At 69.2% G+C, this 16621-nt stretch carries 15 protein-coding genes and 2 tRNA genes; 15 read left to right on the plus strand and 2 right to left on the minus strand.

Going from position 1 to position 16621, the window contains the following annotated elements; translation table 11 throughout:
• Positions 1-518: 518 nt before the first annotated feature.
• The 8 genes from dnaN (at position 519) to FFT09_RS08225 (ending at position 10262) form a co-directional block, all read left to right on the plus strand.
• Positions 519-1661, plus strand: coding sequence for a DNA polymerase III subunit beta (dnaN, locus tag FFT09_RS08190; protein WP_081192747.1), 1143 nt, complete (start codon positions 519-521; stop codon positions 1659-1661).
• A gap of 33 nt (positions 1662-1694) precedes the next feature.
• Entirely contained in the window at positions 1695-2591 is an 897-nt protein-coding gene (gene gnd, locus FFT09_RS08195; protein WP_081192749.1) for a phosphogluconate dehydrogenase (NAD(+)-dependent, decarboxylating), read from the plus strand.
• Positions 2592-3764: a DNA replication/repair protein RecF gene (recF, locus tag FFT09_RS08200; RefSeq protein ID WP_081192751.1), complete on the plus strand. Its 1173-nt coding sequence runs from the start codon at positions 2592-2594 to the stop codon at positions 3762-3764.
• A gap of 256 nt (positions 3765-4020) precedes the next feature.
• Positions 4021-4569, plus strand: a complete 549-nt coding sequence (locus FFT09_RS08205) for a DciA family protein (protein WP_081193487.1) — start codon at positions 4021-4023, stop codon at positions 4567-4569.
• A gap of 255 nt (positions 4570-4824) precedes the next feature.
• A complete protein-coding gene (gyrB, locus tag FFT09_RS08210; RefSeq protein ID WP_081192752.1) occupies positions 4825-6786 on the plus strand; it encodes a DNA topoisomerase (ATP-hydrolyzing) subunit B in 1962 nt (653 codons plus the stop codon).
• 61 nt (positions 6787-6847) lie between these two features.
• Positions 6848-9412, plus strand: a complete 2565-nt coding sequence (gene gyrA / locus FFT09_RS08215; protein ID WP_081192754.1) for a DNA gyrase subunit A — start codon at positions 6848-6850, stop codon at positions 9410-9412.
• A 31-nt stretch (positions 9413-9443) separates the two neighbouring features.
• Positions 9444-10139: a DUF3566 domain-containing protein gene (locus tag FFT09_RS08220; protein WP_138382308.1), complete on the plus strand. Its 696-nt coding sequence runs from the start codon at positions 9444-9446 to the stop codon at positions 10137-10139.
• Between the two features lie 49 nt (positions 10140-10188).
• Positions 10189-10262, plus strand: a tRNA-Ile gene (locus FFT09_RS08225).
• A gap of 79 nt (positions 10263-10341) precedes the next feature.
• Here FFT09_RS08225 and FFT09_RS08230 read toward each other — a convergent pair.
• Positions 10342-11544, minus strand: coding sequence for an MFS transporter (locus tag FFT09_RS08230; RefSeq protein ID WP_167305347.1), 1203 nt, complete (start codon positions 11542-11544; stop codon positions 10342-10344).
• Between the two features lie 87 nt (positions 11545-11631).
• On the opposite strand from FFT09_RS08230, the gene FFT09_RS08235 reads away from it, so the two are divergent.
• Positions 11632-12630: a GlxA family transcriptional regulator gene (locus tag FFT09_RS08235; protein WP_138382310.1), complete on the plus strand. Its 999-nt coding sequence runs from the start codon at positions 11632-11634 to the stop codon at positions 12628-12630.
• Positions 12631-12711: 81 nt separating this feature from the next.
• Positions 12712-13128 carry a gas vesicle accessory protein GvpU gene (gene gvpU / locus FFT09_RS08240; RefSeq protein ID WP_024876991.1) on the plus strand — a complete coding sequence of 139 codons (417 nt, stop codon included), beginning with the start codon at positions 12712-12714 and terminating at the stop codon, positions 13126-13128.
• Positions 13129-13188: 60 nt separating this feature from the next.
• Here the strand turns inward: gvpU and FFT09_RS08245 are convergent, their stop codons facing one another.
• A complete protein-coding gene (locus tag FFT09_RS08245; protein WP_024876990.1) occupies positions 13189-13422 on the minus strand; it encodes a CsbD family protein in 234 nt (77 codons plus the stop codon).
• Between the two features lie 130 nt (positions 13423-13552).
• Here FFT09_RS08245 and FFT09_RS08250 point away from each other — a divergent pair, with 130 nt between their 5' ends.
• The 5 genes from FFT09_RS08250 to FFT09_RS08270 all read left to right on the plus strand — a co-directional run bounded on the left by FFT09_RS08250 (position 13553) and on the right by FFT09_RS08270 (position 16555).
• Positions 13553-13741, plus strand: a complete 189-nt coding sequence (locus FFT09_RS08250) for a DLW-39 family protein (protein WP_024876989.1) — start codon at positions 13553-13555, stop codon at positions 13739-13741.
• A 31-nt stretch (positions 13742-13772) separates the two neighbouring features.
• Positions 13773-13845 (plus strand) — tRNA-Ala (locus FFT09_RS08255).
• Between the two features lie 296 nt (positions 13846-14141).
• A complete protein-coding gene (locus tag FFT09_RS08260) occupies positions 14142-14492 on the plus strand; it encodes a YciI family protein (RefSeq protein ID WP_138382311.1) in 351 nt (116 codons plus the stop codon).
• Position 14493: 1 nt separating this feature from the next.
• The gene (locus FFT09_RS08265; RefSeq protein WP_138382312.1) at positions 14494-15774 is read left to right on the plus strand and encodes an RNA polymerase sigma factor; all 1281 of its coding nucleotides are present in this window, start codon (positions 14494-14496) and stop codon (positions 15772-15774) included.
• A 577-nt stretch (positions 15775-16351) separates the two neighbouring features.
• The gene (locus FFT09_RS08270; protein ID WP_024876985.1) at positions 16352-16555 is read left to right on the plus strand and encodes a cold-shock protein; all 204 of its coding nucleotides are present in this window, start codon (positions 16352-16354) and stop codon (positions 16553-16555) included.
• The last annotated feature ends 66 nt before the right edge of the window (positions 16556-16621 follow it).

A 16621-nucleotide genomic window follows, 5' to 3' on the forward strand; every position in this document is an offset into this window, starting at 1 on the left:
CCTGTGGGAAGGCCGTGGACAACCTGGGTACAACTCGCCCCAAATCTGTGGATGCCGCTGTGGACAACTTGGCCTGAATGTGGACAGGTTGTTGTTGGCGCTCATCCATTCACAGGCCAGCCAAGTTGTCCACGTGTTGTCACCAGGTGTGTCCACAGCCCGCCACGCTGAGTGACCTGCGGCGATCCGGGTTATCCACACAATCCACAGCCCCTACTACTACGGCTGAACTAAGTTCTCTTCAGAGAAGAAAAGAAGAAAAACAGCTCGGCGCGAAGTTGGGGACAAGTCCGCTCGACGACCCCTCGCGCAACCCGTGGCCCGACATGACGGCGGTGGACGGCACGCTCTACCGTGGAAGTCCACAGGCCGGTCAGCTCGGTGGCCGGTGAGCGGTTGCCCACCCCGGCAACGCGCCGCCGCCCTGCGAACCCCACACACTTCGCCGGGAGTTCTCCCACCGGCGGTGTGTCGATCTCTCGAGCACCAACCGGCTCGGCTGTCGAAAGGATGGGCGCATGAAGATCCGCGTCGAACGCGACGGGCTTGCCGACGCCGTCGCCTGGGTGGCCAGGAGCCTCCCGTCGAGGCCGCCCGTTCCCGTGCTGGGTGGAGTGCTGCTCGACGCGGGCGGTGAGGGTGGCTCCACGGCCGGGGACGCACTGACCGTGTCCGGGTTCGACTACGAGGTCTCCGCCACCGTCGGGGTGCCGGCCACGATCGCGGACGGCGGGCGCACGCTCGTCTCGGGACGGCTTCTCGCCGACATCACGAAGGCGCTGCCCGCCCAGCCGGTCGACATCGCGGTCGACGGCGCTCGGGTGTCCATCACCTGCGGAAACGCTCGGTTCAGCCTGCCCACCATGCCGGTCGAGGACTACCCACAGCTCCCGGCCCAGCCCGACCTCGCTGGCGAGGTCTCCGGCGACGCGTTCGCGCAGGCCGTCGCCCAGGTCGCGGTGGCCGCGGGCAAGGACGACACGCTGCCCATGCTCACGGGCATGCGAGTGGAGATCACCGGCGACACGTTGACGCTCGTCGCGACCGACCGCTTCCGTCTCGCGATGCGCGAGTTCACCTGGCAGCCCGCCGACGGCATGGCCGACTCGGCGGTGCTCGTGCCCGCCCGCACCCTCGCCGACGCGGCCAAGGCACTCGGTTCCGCGGGCGCCACGGTGCAGATCGGGCTCGCGGGTGGCGACGGCCTCCTCGGCCTGGCCGGGTCCGGCAAGTACACGACCACCCGGCTGCTCGACGCCGAGTTCCCGCCGTACCGCCAGTTGCTGCCGTCGGACCACTCCTCGCGTGCCGTGCTGCACGTGCCCGCGCTCACCGAGGCGATCAAGCGTGTGTCGCTCGTCGCCGAGCGGGGCACCCAGGTCAGGCTGGAGTTCGGGGACGGCACACTCCGGTTGTCGGCAGGCGGCGACGACGAGGGAAGCGCGGAGGAGGAGCTTCCCGTCGACTACGAGGGGGAACCGGTGACCATCGCGTTCAACCCGAGTTACTTCGTCGACGGGCTCGCCGCTCTGCACGCCGAACGGGCCGAGTTGACGTTCACCACGCCCAACCGGCCCGCGTTGATCAAGCCTGCCGACGACAACGGCGACGTCGTGCCCGGCTATCTCTACTTGTTGATGCCGGTTCGGCTTCCGGGCTGAGCAGCGGCGCACCGCGAGAAGGGGAACATGCGAATGGCACAGCTGGGACTCGTCGGCCTGGGCAAGATGGGCTTCAACATGCGCGAGCGGCTGCGCGCGTCGGGGCACGACGTGGTCGGCTACGACCGCAACCCCGACGTCAGTGACACCGCGTCGTTGCCGGAGCTGGTCGGCGCGCTGACGGCGCCGCGCGTGGTGTGGGTGATGGTCCCGGCCGGCGCTCCGACGCGGAACACCGTCGCCGAACTCGCCGAGCTGCTGACCGAGGGCGATATCGTGATCGACGGGGGCAACTCGCGCTACACCGACGACACGGCCAACGCCGAACTGCTCGGTACGCACGGCGTCGGGTATCTCGACGTCGGCGTCTCCGGCGGTGTCTGGGGCAAGGAGAACGGCTACGGTCTGATGGTCGGCGGTGCCGAGGCCGACGTCGAGCGGGCCATGCCGTTCTTCGATGCCCTCCGTCCCGAGGGCCCGCGCGAGGAGGCGTTCGCCCACGCGGGCGGTGTCGGCGCCGGCCACTACGCGAAGATGGTGCACAACGGCATCGAGTACGGCCTGATGCAGGCCTACGCCGAGGGGTTCGAACTGCTCGACGCCTCGGACGTGGTCAGCAACGTGCCCGAGGTCATCAAGGCGTGGCAGCGGGGCACGGTCGTGCGGTCGTGGCTGCTGGAGCTGCTGGTCCGCGCCCTCGATGAGGATCCGGAACTCGAGGAGCTGGAGGGCTACGTCGAGGACTCCGGCGAGGGTCGCTGGACGCTGGAGGAAGCCATCAACAACGCCGTGCCCGCTCCCGTGATCTCCGCGGCGCTGTTCGCGCGGTTCGCCTCGCGGCAGCGGGATTCGGCGTCGATGCGTGCTGTGGCGGCGCTGCGTGAGCAGTTCGGCGGGCATGCCGTGAAGACGAAGAAGGTCACCGGCTAGGTGTTTCTGCGCCACCTCCAGGTCACCGACTTCCGGTCCTGGGAGCACGTCGATCTACCGCTGGGCCAGGGGCCCACCGTGCTGGTGGGCCCCAACGGCCGCGGTAAGACGAACCTCCTGGAAGCGATCGGTTACGTGTCCACGCTCGGTTCCCACCGCGTGGCCACCGACGCACCGCTGGTGCGGCACGGTTGTGAGCGTGCTCTGGTGCGGGTCGCCGTAGTCAACGAGGGGCGCGAGCTGACGGTCGAGCTGGAGATCGCGCCGGGCCGGGCCAACCGGGCGCGGGTCAACCGCGGGGCCGTGGCCAAACCGCGGGACGTCCTCGGCATCCTGCGCACGGTGCTCTTCTCGCCCGAGGATCTGGCCCTGGTGCGGGGCGACCCGTCCGAGCGGCGGCGGTTCCTCGACGAGCTGCTGGTGCAGCGCGCCCCCCGCTACGCCGGGGTGCGGTCGGAGTACGACCGCGTGCTGCGGCAGCGCAACGCGCTGCTCAAGAGCCTGCGCAGGCCGGCAGGCCGCCGGGGCCGCGCGGCGGACGAGGACCCCTACGCGCTGTCGACGTTGCAGGTGTGGGACAACCACCTGGCCTCGGCCGGGAGCGAACTGCTGGCCGCGCGGCTCAACCTGGTGGCCGACCTAGCGCCGTTCGTGGCGTCGGCGTACGGCGAGGTGGCCCCCGATTCGCGCGCCGCGTTGATCGGCTACCGGTCGAGCCTGGGGGAGGCGTTGCCAGAGGGGTTCGGCACCGCCGACGGGGCGAGGGCGACACCGGAGGAGGTGGCGCGGGTGCTGCTCCACGTGCTGGAGGCGTCACGGGACGCGGAGCTGGAGCGAGGGGTGAGTCTCGTGGGGCCGCACCGCGACGACCTCGACCTCACGCTGGGCCCGGCGCCGGCCAAGGGCTACGCGAGCCACGGCGAGTCGTGGTCGTTCGCGCTCGCGCTACGGCTCGCGTCCTACCACCTGCTCAGCGGCGAGTCGGGTGGTGAGCCGGTCCTGCTGCTCGACGACGTGTTCGCCGAACTCGACAGCAGGCGTCGCGCACGCCTCGCCGACGTGGCGGCGAAGGCGGAACAGGTGCTGGTGACGGCCGCGGTCGACGACGACGTACCGGCCGAACTCGCGGGCGTGCGGTATGCGGTCTCCGACGGCGAGGTGACGCGTGTCTGAAACAGAACACACAGCGCGGTTCACGCAACGAAACGTAACCGCTGACGGGCGAGTTGTGCACCGATCTGGGGATAAGTCTGTGGATAGTGTGGATAACTCAGCTAGCGCGTTACAACCCGGGGTGATCGGCGCCCCGAAAGAGGGCAAGAATCATCCACAGGCAGGCGATTTTGGCGGGGGAACCCCCAGGCGTGGAACGGAGCGTAACAGCGGAACTGCGCCGAACGAGACGGGGGGTCACCCGTCGCAGAGTGCGCTGAGTGCCCCTGGGGACAACCATCCACAGGGTCGTGACCTCGCCAAGGCCGCGCTCCAGGCCGCGAAGGACCGGGCCGCGGCCCGGGGGACCGAACCGGGTGTGCGCAGGCCCGGCGTGCCGAGGAGCACGGCGGCGCGGGGCACGGCCCAGCACCCCCGGCGGCGTCGCTGGTCGGGGCCCGGCTTCGACGAGCGTGATCCGCAACCGTTCTCCCGTCTGATGTCGAGCATGGCCACTCAGCTCGGCTGGAGTGCGCGGCTGGCGAACGGCCGGGTGTTCGGCCAGTGGACCCGCCTGGTCGGCTCCGAGGTCGCCGAGCACGCGCAACCGGTGGCGCTGAACGACGGCGAGCTGACCGTTCGCGCCAGTTCCACCGCATGGGCCACCCAGTTGCGCTTGCTGCAACGGCAGCTACTGGCAAGAATCGCAGCGGGGGTCGGCCACGGTGTGGTCACGAGAATGCGAATCCAGGGACCGACGGCTCCGAGCTGGCGCAAGGGGCCGCGGCACGTGCCAGGGAGGGGTCCACGCGACACCTACGGTTGAGCGCGGTGGGCGCACAGCCTGAAACCGCGTGACGCGGGTGGAGGCGGGTAGTGCGCGAGCCCCGACCCGTCCGTGTCCGAATTCGTGGCTCTGTGACGCTGCTGGGCATGTCCTTGATGCCTGTGAGCGCGACTGGCCAAGTAAACTTGTCGAGGCAAGCCGGATCGGTGCCGGAACCAGTATCAGCTTCGGGCCCGACGCGAGGACCGAAACGTCACGAGTGTCCGTTGGGCGAGACGAGGAGAAGTCAGGCCGGTGGCAACTAACAGCGAATACAGTGCGTCCTCCATCACAGTGCTCGAGGGCTTGGAGGCGGTCCGCAAGCGCCCCGGTATGTACATCGGCTCTACCGGTGAGCGTGGCCTGCACCACCTGATCCAGGAGGTTGTGGACAACTCGGTCGACGAGGCGATGGCCGGGTACGCCACGCGCGTCGAGGTCACGCTGCTGGCCGACGGCGGGGTCAGGGTCGTCGACGACGGCCGCGGCATCCCGGTCGGCATGCACCCCGTCCACGGCAAGCCGACCGTGGAGATCGTGCTGACCCAGCTGCACGCGGGCGGCAAGTTCGACAGCGAGTCCTACGCCGTGTCGGGCGGTCTGCACGGTGTCGGTGTCTCCGTGGTGAACGCGCTGTCCACCGCACTCGACGTCGAGATCCACGTCGACGGCAAGGTGTGGGTGCAGCACTACGACCGCTCGGTGCCCGGCGACCTGCTGGACAAGGGCCCCACCGACCGCACGGGAACCAGCGTCACGTTCTGGGCCGATCCGGAGATCTTCGAGACCACGACCTACAGCGCCGAGACGGTGGCACGGCGGCTGCAGGAGATGGCGTTCCTCAACAAGGGGCTCACCATCGTCCTGCGCGACGAGCGAGTGCCCGAGGACGAGACCGAGGACGCCACCGGTGCGCGCGCCGCGATCAAGGAGCGCACCTACTACTACCCCGGCGGGCTCCAGGACTTCGTCACGCACATCAACGCCTCCAAGGAGGCCATCCACCCGACCGTCGTCTCGTTCGAGCAGCAGGGTGAGGGCCTCGAGGTCGAGGTGGCGATGCAGTGGAACACCGGCTTCACGCCCTCGGTCTACACCTTCGCCAACACGATCAACACGCACGAGGGCGGTACCCACGAGGAGGGCTTCCGCGCCGCGCTGACCCGCGTCGTCAACGCCTACGCGCGCGACAAGAAGCTGCTCAAGGAGAAGGACGCCAACCTCACCGGGGACGACGTCCGTGAGGGGCTCGCCGCGATCGTCTCGATCAAGCTGGCGGAGCCGCAGTTCGAGGGGCAGACGAAGACCAAGCTCGGCAACAGCGAGGCGCGGTCGTTCGTACAGACCACGTGCAACGAGTGGCTGGCGGACTGGTTCGAGCGCAACCCGGCCGAGGCGAAGATCATCATCAACAAGGCCGTGTCGAGCTCGCAGGCCCGGCTCGCCGCGCGCAAGGCCAGGGACCTGGTGCGGCGCAAGGGCGCGATGGACATCGGCGGCCTGCCGGGCAAGCTCAAGGACTGCCGCTCACGGAACCCGGAGGAGTGCGAGCTCTACATCGTGGAGGGCGACTCGGCCGGTGGCTCAGCCAAGGAGGGGCGCGACTCGCACTTCCAGGCGATCCTGCCGATTCGCGGGAAGATCATCAACGTCGAGAAGGCGCGCATCGACAAGGTCCTCAAGAACAACGAGGTCCAGTCCCTGATCACCGCGCTGGGCACGGGCATTCACGACGACTTCGACATCTCCAAGCTCCGGTACCACAAGATCGTGCTGATGGCCGACGCCGACGTCGACGGCCAGCACATCCGGACCCTGCTGCTGACGCTGCTGTTCCGGTTCATGCGTCCGCTGGTCGAGCAGGGTTTCGTCTACCTCGCCCAGCCGCCGCTCTACAAGATCAAGTGGCCGAGGGCGGAGGCGCAGTTCGCCTACAGCGACCGCGAGCGCGACGGCCTGCTCCAGGCGGGTGCCGAGGCGGGCAAGAAGCTGCCCAAGGAGGACGGCATCCAGCGGTACAAGGGCCTCGGCGAGATGAACGCCGAGGAGCTGTGGGAGACCACCATGGACCCGGAGCACCGCGTCCTGTTGCAGGTCAGTCTCGACGACGCCGCGACCGCCGACGAGCTGTTCTCCGTGTTGATGGGCGAGGACGTCGAGGCGCGCCGCTCGTTCATCACCCGCAACGCCAAGGGCGTGCGCTTCCTGGACGTCTGAGGCGGGGTCTCGCGCCCACTCCGCGTCAGCCGTCCGACCAGGTGAAAGGAAACATCCAGCCGTGACCGAAACCCTCCCGCCGAGCAACCAGGGTCGCGTCGAACCTGTTGACATCCAGCAGGAGATGCAGAACTCCTACATCAACTACGCGATGAGCGTCATCGTGTCCCGGGCGCTGCCGGATGTGCGCGACGGGCTCAAGCCGGTGCATCGCCGCGTGCTGTACTCGATGTACGACTCCAACTTCCGGCCCGATCGCGGGTACAACAAGTGCTCCCGCGTGGTCGGCGACGTGATGGGCAACTATCACCCACACGGTGACTCGGCGATCTACGACGCGCTCGTGCGGCTGGCGCAGCGCTGGTCGATGCGGTATCCGCTCATCGACGGGCAGGGCAACTTCGGTTCGCCGGGCAACGACCCGGCCGCGGCGATGCGGTACACCGAGTCGCGCCTCGCCCCGCTGGCGATGGAGATGCTGCGGGACATCGAGGAAGACACCGTCGACTTCTCCGACAACTACGACGGGCGGACCCAGGAACCGGACGTCCTCCCCAGCCGGATCCCGAACCTGCTGGTCAACGGCGGCTCGGGCATCGCGGTCGGCATGGCGACGAACATCCCGCCGCACAACCTGCGCGAGGTCGCCGACGGCGTGGTGTGGGCGCTCGACAACTTCGAGGCGACCGACGAGGAGCTGCTGGCGGCCCTGCTGCAACGGATCAAGGGCCCCGACTTCCCGACCAGTGGGCTCGTGCTCGGCACGCAGGGCATCGCCGACGCCTACCGCACCGGGCGCGGGTCGATCCGCATGCGCGCCGTGGTGGAGGTCGAGGAGGACACCAAGGGCCGCACCACGCTGGTCGTCACCGAGCTGCCGTACCAGGTGAACCCGGACAACCTCGTCGAGAACATCGCGACGCTGGCGCGGGACGGCAAGCTCACCGGCATCGCCGACATCGCCGACGAGAGCAACAGCCGCAGCGGGATGCGCATCGTGGTCACGCTGAAGCGGGACGCGGTGGCGAAGGTGGTGCTGAACAACCTCTACAAGCACACCCAGCTGCAGTACAACTTCGGCGTCAACATGCTGGCGCTGGTGGACGGCGTGCCGCGCACGTTGCGGCTCGACCAGATGGTGCGGCACTACGTCAATCACCAGATCGAGGTCATCGTCCGCAGGACGCGCTTCCGGCTACGCAAGGCCGAGGAACGCGCCCACATCCTGCGGGGTCTGGTCAGGGCGCTCGACCAGCTCGACGCGGTGATCGCCCTCATCCGGCGGTCGCCGAGCGTCGACGAGGCCCGCACGGGCCTGATGGAGCTGCTCGGGGTCGACGAGATCCAGGCGACCGCGATCCTGGACATGCAGCTGCGCAGGCTCGCCGCGCTGGAACGGCAGAAGATCATCGACGAACTCGCCGACATCGAGGCGAAGATCGCCGACCTGCAGGACATCCTGGCGCGGCCGGAGCGGCAGCGGGCGATCGTTCGCTCCGAGCTGCTGGAGATCGTCGAGAAGTACGGCGACGACCGGCGCACCCGGATCGTGCCCTACGACGGCGAGGTGTCCGTGGAGGACCTCATCGCCGTCGAGGACGTCGTCGTCACGATCACGCGAACCGGCTACGCCAAGCGCACGAAGACCGACCTCTACCGCTCGCAGAAGCGCGGTGGGAAGGGCGTGCAGGGCGCCACCCTGAAGCAGGACGACATCGTGCAGCACTTCTTCGTGTGCTCCACGCACGACTGGATGCTGTTCTTCACGAACAAGGGCCGCGTGTACCGCGCCAAGGCGTACGAGCTGCCCGAGGCCAACCGCAACGCGCGTGGCCAGCACGTGGCGAACCTGCTGGCGTTCCAGCCGGAGGAACAGATCGCCGGCGTCATCCAGATCCCGGACTACGAGGTCGCGCCGTACCTCGTACTGGCCACCAAGGGCGGGCTGGTGAAGAAGTCGCGGCTCGCCGACTTCGACTCGCCCCGCTCCGGTGGACTCATCGGCATCAACCTCCGGGACGGGGACGAGGTGGTCGGTGCGGTCCTCGCGTCTCCGGAGGACGACCTGCTGCTCGTGTCGTCGGACGGCCAGTCCATCCGCTTCCACGCCACCGACGAGGCGCTGCGCCCCATGGGCAGGGCGACCTCCGGCGTTCTGGGCATGCGGTTCAACGACGGGGGAGAGCTGCTCAGCATCAACGTGGTCAAACCAGACACGTTCCTGCTGGTGGCCACCGACGGCGGCTACGCGAAGCGCACGGCCATCGAGGACTACCCGCGGCAGGGCAGGGGTGGCAAGGGTGTGCTCACCATCCAGCACGACCGGAAACGTGGCACGCTGGTGAGCGCGCTCATCGTCGACGCCGACGACGAGTTGTACGCCATCACCGCCAGCGGTGGGGTGATCAGGACGCCTGCGGACGACGTACGCAGGGCGAGCAGGCAGACCAAGGGCGTCCGGTTGATCAACCTGGGTGAGGGGAACACTCTGCTGGCCGTGGCGCGCAACGCGGACCGGCCGTCGGACGTCCCGGAAGGGGACGCCGAGGAGGAGGAGACCGAAGCGGTCGACTCCGGAAACGAGGCCGGGGAAGCCGACGCCGGGGGCGAGGCGGAACAACAGTAGTGGTTCGCGACGAACAAGGGACTGACCGCTTGTGACACCACCTGACAACACCGAACACCACGGTTCCGGGGGGACGGACACCACCACCGGCGAGGTACCGCCGTGGCAGCGGGTGGCAAAGGAAGACTCGGCGGATTCCCCGGACGGGGACGGCAGCGCGACGCAGTGGCTGACCGGACCACCGGCTGGCGGTGACCAGAACGCGGCCGGGTCTGTCCCGCCGGAGCAGGGCGGCGCCGCGAACCGGTTGTTCGGCGGGCAGGGGGAGCAGGACACCACCCGGCCCGTCCAGCAGCCGCGCGGGACTGCCGCGCAGGGTGCGGGCTCGGCGCAGTCGGTGAGTGCCTTCCGCAGGCCCGGGCGCGGGCCTCGGCGGGCGAACCTCCAGGTGAAGCGGGTCGACCCGTGGTCGGTGCTGAAGCTCTCGCTGGTGCTCGGTGTGGCGTTGTTCTTCATCTGGCTCGTCGCCGTCGGGGTGCTCTACACGGTGCTCGACGGCATGGGCGTCTGGGACAACATCAACGGCACGTACAACTCGCTGGTGGCCGACGACGGCGCGGGCGGCGAAGTGCTGATCACGGCGGGCACGGTGTTCGGCGCCGCGGCCATCGTCGGTGCGGTGAACATCGTGCTGATCTCGGCGCTGACCACGGTGGGGGCGTTCGTCTACAACGTCTGTGCCGGGCTCGCGGGCGGCCTGGAACTCACCCTGTCGGAACGCGAGTGACCCCACTGCGCCAACGCTGATCGGCTTGCGTTAGGCTTGTCAGCGTTACGGGCCCATAGCTCAGGCGGTTAGAGCGCTTCGCTGATAACGAAGAGGTCGGAGGTTCAAGTCCTCCTGGGCCCACAGCAGAATGACCCGCTTCCCTGAAGGGGAGGCGGGTCATTTTTTTTGTGGGTGATGTGCTGGTCATGGCTGAAGGTGCCTACGGCACCCACCGCACGGCCAGCACGCCGGTGAAGGCGAGCACCGCGGCGGCAGTGAGGGTCGCCGGGTAACCCGCGGAGTCGGCGAGTGCGAGAGCGACGGCACCGGCGCCGAACGCGACGACCGAACCTACGGTGGCCATGGCGCTGTAGTCCGTGCCCGCGAGTGCGGGGCGGGACAGTCGCATCGACACCGTGCCGATCACCGTGGCCGACGCGGCGTAGGCGAGCTTGAACAGCAGGATCGCCGCGCCGGTGGGCACGGTGGGAGCGGTGCCGAACGCCAGCGGTAGCAGCGCGAGCACGGCCGCCACCTGACACAGCCCGAACACGACGAGGCAGGTCCTGGTGCCGTGGCGGGCGACGAGAGCGCCGGCGACCACCGCTCCGGCGACGGCCACTCCGTCACCCGCGATGCTCGTCACCCAGCCGACGCTCGACAGCGACCATCCCGCGTCGACCAGCATCGGCCCGACCAGGGCGTAGGCGGCGAAGATCCCGGCCCAGCAACAGGGCTGGACGACGAGCAGCCACGGCAGCAGTCTCCGCTGCCGGAACAGTCCGAGCAGCGCGCCGTATCGTGTCGCGAGTGTCGAGTCGGCGCGTTGCCCGGCCGGCTCGGTGAAGCGCAGCGTCTGCCACCACGGCACCGCGGTCAGCGCGGCGAGCACCAGGATCGTGGGTGCCCAGCCGACGCTGTCGTACAGCAGCAGCGACACGCCACCTCCGGCGATGCTGCCGACGTAGCCGCCCGCGACCTGGATTCCGTTGGCCACGCCCTGTTGGTGGGGGCGCAGCAGGCGAACGGCGATGGCGTCGACGGCGACGTCCTGGCTCGCGGACAGTGCCGCGGTGACCAGTCCCGCGACCAGCAGCAGGTCGAGGTCGGCGACCGGGTCGAGCACGGTCAGGCACAGCAGCGCCACGACCATCGCGGGCTGGAGCACCAGCAGCCACGACCGGTAGCGACCGCGCCGCCGTGAGCCGAACCGGTCTATCACCGGCGCCCACAGCACACGCAGCGCCGACACCATGAGCGCCACCTGGAGCAGTCCCAGCTCCGCCAGCGGTACGCCCCGCTCGCGCAGGATCGATGTGAGCGCGGTGGCGAAGAACGCCGTGCCGAGGAACTGGGCGGTGTACAGCGAGGCGAGCAGGCCGTATCGAGCCGGTGGTGAGGCCACAGTGTCGCGGACGGACATGCGGCTAGACTCCCGGCGCCACCCGGTGTCGACGCCGGGAATGTCCGCGATCCTGGGTGGCGTGTCCCCCGGGGAGGGCATCGAGCGATGACGGTGGACGGACCCGGGCCTTCTCGTGCCCGGCGGGTCGTGGTGGTGGCGTACCCGGATGTCGAACTGCTCGACGTGGCGTGCCCGGGTGACGCGTTCGCCTCCGCGACGCGCTGCGGCGCACTTCCGGGCTACCGGGTGGAGCTCGTGACGGCAGGCGGGCGGGCGGTGCGGAGCTCCTGCGGGATCACGCTGACCCCGGAGCGAGCGCTGGAGCGGGTGCCGCCGGGAGTGGACACGCTGGTCGTCGCGGGTGGGCACGGCCATGTCGCGGCGAGCGGTGACCCGACGACGGTCAAGCAGGTGCGCCGGATCGCCAGGGACAGCAGGCGGGTCGTGTCGATCTGCACCGGAGTGTCGCTGCTCGCGGCGGCGGGCCTGCTCGACGGCAGGCGGGTCGCGACCCACTGGCGGCACGCCGCGCAGGTCGCGGCCGCGTATCCGGCGGTGACGGTGGATCCCACGCCGCTGTATCTGCGGGACGGACGCCTCTACACCTCCGCGGGCGTCACCAGCGGTCTCGACCTCAGTCTCAGCCTGATCAGCGACGACCACGGCCCCGCGCTCGCACGGGAGGTGGCGCGCACGCTGGTGACCTACCTGCACCGGCCCGGTGACCAGGCGCAGATCAGCATGTTCCTCGCCTCGGGGCTCCCGGACGACGCGGTGGTCCGGGACCTCGCGAACCACATCAGCAGCCACCTGGCCGACGACCTGTCCACGGAACGGCTGGCCGCCAGGGCGGGAGTGAGCGTGCGCCACCTGCGCAGGCTGTTCGCGCGCCATCTGGACACCGCGCCCAGCGCGTTCGTCAGGTCGGCGCGGACCGAGGCGGTGGCGTACCTGCTGAGCACCACGGCGCTGCCGCTCGACGCGATCGCCCGGCGTTGCGGTTTCCGCTCGACCGAGACCCTGCGGCAGGCCTTCCGGGATCGCTACGAGGTCACTCCGTCTCGGTATCGCGAGCAGGAGTTTCGCTGTCAGTCACAGGCGTGATGCTGCGGTGTCCCCAGTTCAGTTGGCTGTGCCGCGGGTAGGCACCTAATCACGACACTCCGTGACCGAGGAGGTGGAGTGATGGGTGCAGCGCGGGCCGACTTCCTCCTGCAGGCGTTCGTGGACGCCGCGAACCAGATGGAGGACTTCGCGATGGGCGTCACGCTGAGCGTGTCGGGCGGGATCATCTCCGGCGACCTGGTGACCGCGACCCGGTGGATGGACGAGGTGGCCACGCTGGTCGAAATGGAGGGCTCGGAGGCGGCGTACCACGTCGGGAACGTGTATCGGGAGCAGGCCGGGCTGTACAAGAAAAGAGCCTCGCAGAATCGTGGTGAAGTCCACGGCGAGGTCACCTACATACATCTGCGGAATTCGCAGTGGCTGATGCGGGAAGGTCATCTTGGCCCGGAACCGGGCGTGCACTGGCGGGGCCTGCTGACGGAGGTGTCCGGGTGGGCGCTCGGGCGGCTCCCGATACCCGTGTTGCGCTACTGACGGCCCGCCACGACGTGTTCCACGTGGAACGACCGAGACGACCAACCCGCTGACCTGAGGTTACTGCTGGGAACGCTCGCGGGCCTCGGCCTCGGAGGCGTCCTGCTGTGCCTGTTTGGCCTGCTCCTGCTTCTCGGCGGCCTCCTGCTGGGCGCGTGCCTTGTCCTGCTGCGCGCTGCCCTCGCGTTCCATCTCGTCGTTGCCGAGGAAAGTCCCCGCGGCCTCCTTGACGCGACCTTTCATGTCCTCGACCGCGCCCTTGATGCCTTCTTGCCGCTCGTCGCCACCGGTCATCGCATTTCCTCCCTTTTCGTACATCGTCCGTCGCCAGCTACCCGAGGGGTGGACCGCGTAAACGCCGCCCCGGCGGCGTGCAGTAACATCGCTGGTGCACGGTCAGCAGGTTGTCGAGGAGGGCTTCACCGTGAAGAAGCTGTTGGCACTCGCGGTTGTCGCGGGCGGCGTGTTCTTCGTGATCAAGCGCAACAAGGACGCGAAGGCCGAGGCGGACCTGTGGCGCGAAGCCACTGCCCCGACCGAGCGACCCACGAACGGTGTGTCCCCGAACGGCAGCGCCCCGGCCAAGGCCGGTTCGGACGCCGCCAAGAACTGACGCACACCGCGGGTCCCATGGCTCGCGGTCCGGGGCTGTAGCTCAATTGGTAGAGCGCCGCTTTTGCAAGGCGGAGGTCAGGGGTTCGATTCCCCTCAGCTCCACAGTTTGACCTGGGAAGATGCGCCTAGTCCGCCTTTCCGCCAGGTCTGCGCCGGTGGCGACCACATGCAGGTCGCGCGACACTGCTGCTATTACATCCCCCACGCCTCCCCGTGATGCGTACTTGGGGGATTTTCTCTGTCCACGGCCAGTGACGCCGAATGCCACACATCGCGTGAGGCGAGGGTCTCACCGGGGAAATCCCTCCCGCGCTGTCCATCCCGGCATCTCCCGTTCGTGGTTGTCTTGTGCGGCGACGCTGCCGTGCTGGGACAACGCACATCGAGGGAGTCGGACCATGAAGTACATGCTGCTGATCAACGCCGGTGCGGTTGGCGCCAACGGCAAGGCGCCGGGATGTGAGGTCGAGGACTGGCTGGCCTACCACAAGGAGGTCCAGGAGGCCGGGGTTCTGGTCTCCAGCGAATCGCTGGCCGACCTGGTCACCGCCACCGCTGTGCGGGTCGACGAGGACGGCAGGCGGACCGTGACCGACGGGCCGTTCGCCGAGAGCCGTGAGGTCCTCGGTGGTTTCTACGTCATCGACGTGCCGAACCTCGACGCCGCGCTGGACTGGGCCGCGCGTTGCCCGGGTGCGCGGGGTGACGGGGCGGTCGTGGTGCGGCCGGTCGCCGACGTCGGTGTCTGACATGCGGGACGAACGGGCCGCGGGGGGCGTGGGGCCGGTGGTGGAGGCGGTGTTCCGTGAGGAACGCGGTCGGCTGCTGGCGGCCCTCGTCCGTCGCTTCGGCGATCTCGACCTGGCCGAGGAGGTCACGTCGGAGGCCATCGAGACGGCGCTGGCGAACTGGTCGGTGTACGGCGTTCCACCCAAGCCTGGCGCGTGGTTGATGACGACCGCGCGGCGCAGAGCGGTGGATCGGCTGCGGCGGGATCAGGCGTTCGCCGCGCGGCTCGCCATCCTGCAGGTGGACGCGGACCGGGCGGAACCCGTCGCCGCGCCGGACCTGGCCGGTGAGCTGCCCGACGAGCGGTTGCAGTTGTTCTTCACCTGCGCCCATCCGGCGCTGGCCGCCGAGGACCGGTCGGCGCTGACACTGCGGTGCCTCGCGGGGCTGACGACAGCGGAGGTCGCGCGGGCTTTCCTCGTTCCCGAGGCGACGATGGCCAAGCGGATCGTGCGCGCGAAGAAGAAGATCCGCGAGGCCCGGATACCGTTTCGGGTGCCCGCTGCCGATGAGCTGCCGGAGCGGCTGCCGGGCGTGCTCCAGGTGGTGTACTCGCTGTTCACCGAGGGCTACGCCGCCAGCGCGGGCCCGCGGTTGCAGCGCCTCGATCTCGCCGAGGAGGCGGTCCGGCTGGCCCGGATCCTGCGCCGGTTGCTGCCCGCCGAGCGGGAGGTCGCCGGCCTGCTCGCGTTGCTGCTGCTGATCCACGCCCGGCGGGACGCCCGGACCGGACCGGACGGCGAGCTGGTGTTGCTCGACGAGCAGGACCGGGGCCGCTGGGATCGCGTGATGATCGAGGAGGGCCGCAGTCTGGTGCCCGTGGCGTTGACCGGTGGCGCGCCCGGTCGGTACGCGGTGCAGGCCGCGATCGCCGCCCTGCACGTCGAGGCCGCGAACGTCGCCACGACCGACTGGCCGCAGATCGTCGCGCTCTACGACGTGCTTCTCGCGCTCGTGCCCTCGCCGATCGTCGCGTTGAACCGGGCGGCGGCCGTGGCACTGCGGGACGGCCCGGAAGCCGGTCTGGTCCTGCTCGACGAGTTGGCCGACGAGCCGCGGCTACGCGGCTACCACCCTTACCCGCTGGCACGGGCGGACCTGCTGCGGCGGCTCGGCCGAGGCAGCGAGGCCGCGGCGGCCTACCGGGAGGCGCTGGAACTGGCCGGTACCGAACCCGAACGCGCCCACGTTCGGCGTCGGCTGCGGGAACTGGTCAAGGACGACGACGCGCGACCGAGGTAGAGGTCGGCGCGGCGGAGAAGCTGACCTGCCTGGTGCCGTTCAAGTCGGCTTCGACCATGTCGCCGGCGGCAGGTTGAGCGGCAGGGTGGCTGAACACCACCGGGGAGACCGGTTCGGTGCCGCTGCGGGGGTGTGTCTGATGAGGGAACAGGGGAAACTCCTGAGTACACGGCCAGCGGAAGATCATGGCTGGCCTGAGAAAGTGGGTGGCTTGCCTCTGTCGCGACGGCGTGTGGCTCATCGCTGGGGCGTCAGCCTCGATGGCAGGTCGAACGGCGTCAAGGCTCCTCGTAACCGTGGTGGAAGCGCGGCGCGAACCTGCTCTTCCGCACGCTACGCCCACCGGCAAGCGATGGCCAGCCTGGGGCCGGGCGCGCACCCCGCTGCTTGACGGCTACCTGGGGCTGTGTTCCACTGACTGTGGTTGAAGATTTTTGTGTTCGCTGGTTTTCAGACGCTCGCAGGAGTTTTTAGCGAGCGTCATCTCGGTGCCTTTTCGGTTCCTTGGTTTCACGCTCGCAGCCCGGCCGCCTCGTGTGAGGTCGTGCCGCACGTTCGACGCGACAGGGAGATCGATATGTCTCAGGGCACTGTGAAGTGGTTCAACTCGGAGAAGGGCTTCGGCTTCATCGCCCCCGACGAGGGTGGCGCTGACGTGTTCGTCCACTACTCCGAGATCACCGGCAGCGGTTTCCGCAGCCTGGAGGACAACGCCCGGGTCCAGTTCGACATCGGGCAGAGCAACCGCGGCCCGCAGGCCACGGCGGTGTCGGCGCTCTGACGCCATCGCGTCGGCCGGGCGGCCGCGCCGCAGTGGACGTCCGGCCCACGCGCACCGCCACCCACG

Source organism: Saccharomonospora piscinae (assembly GCF_005862235.1).
GTDB classification, from domain to species: Bacteria; Actinomycetota; Actinomycetes; order Mycobacteriales; family Pseudonocardiaceae; genus Saccharomonospora; species Saccharomonospora piscinae.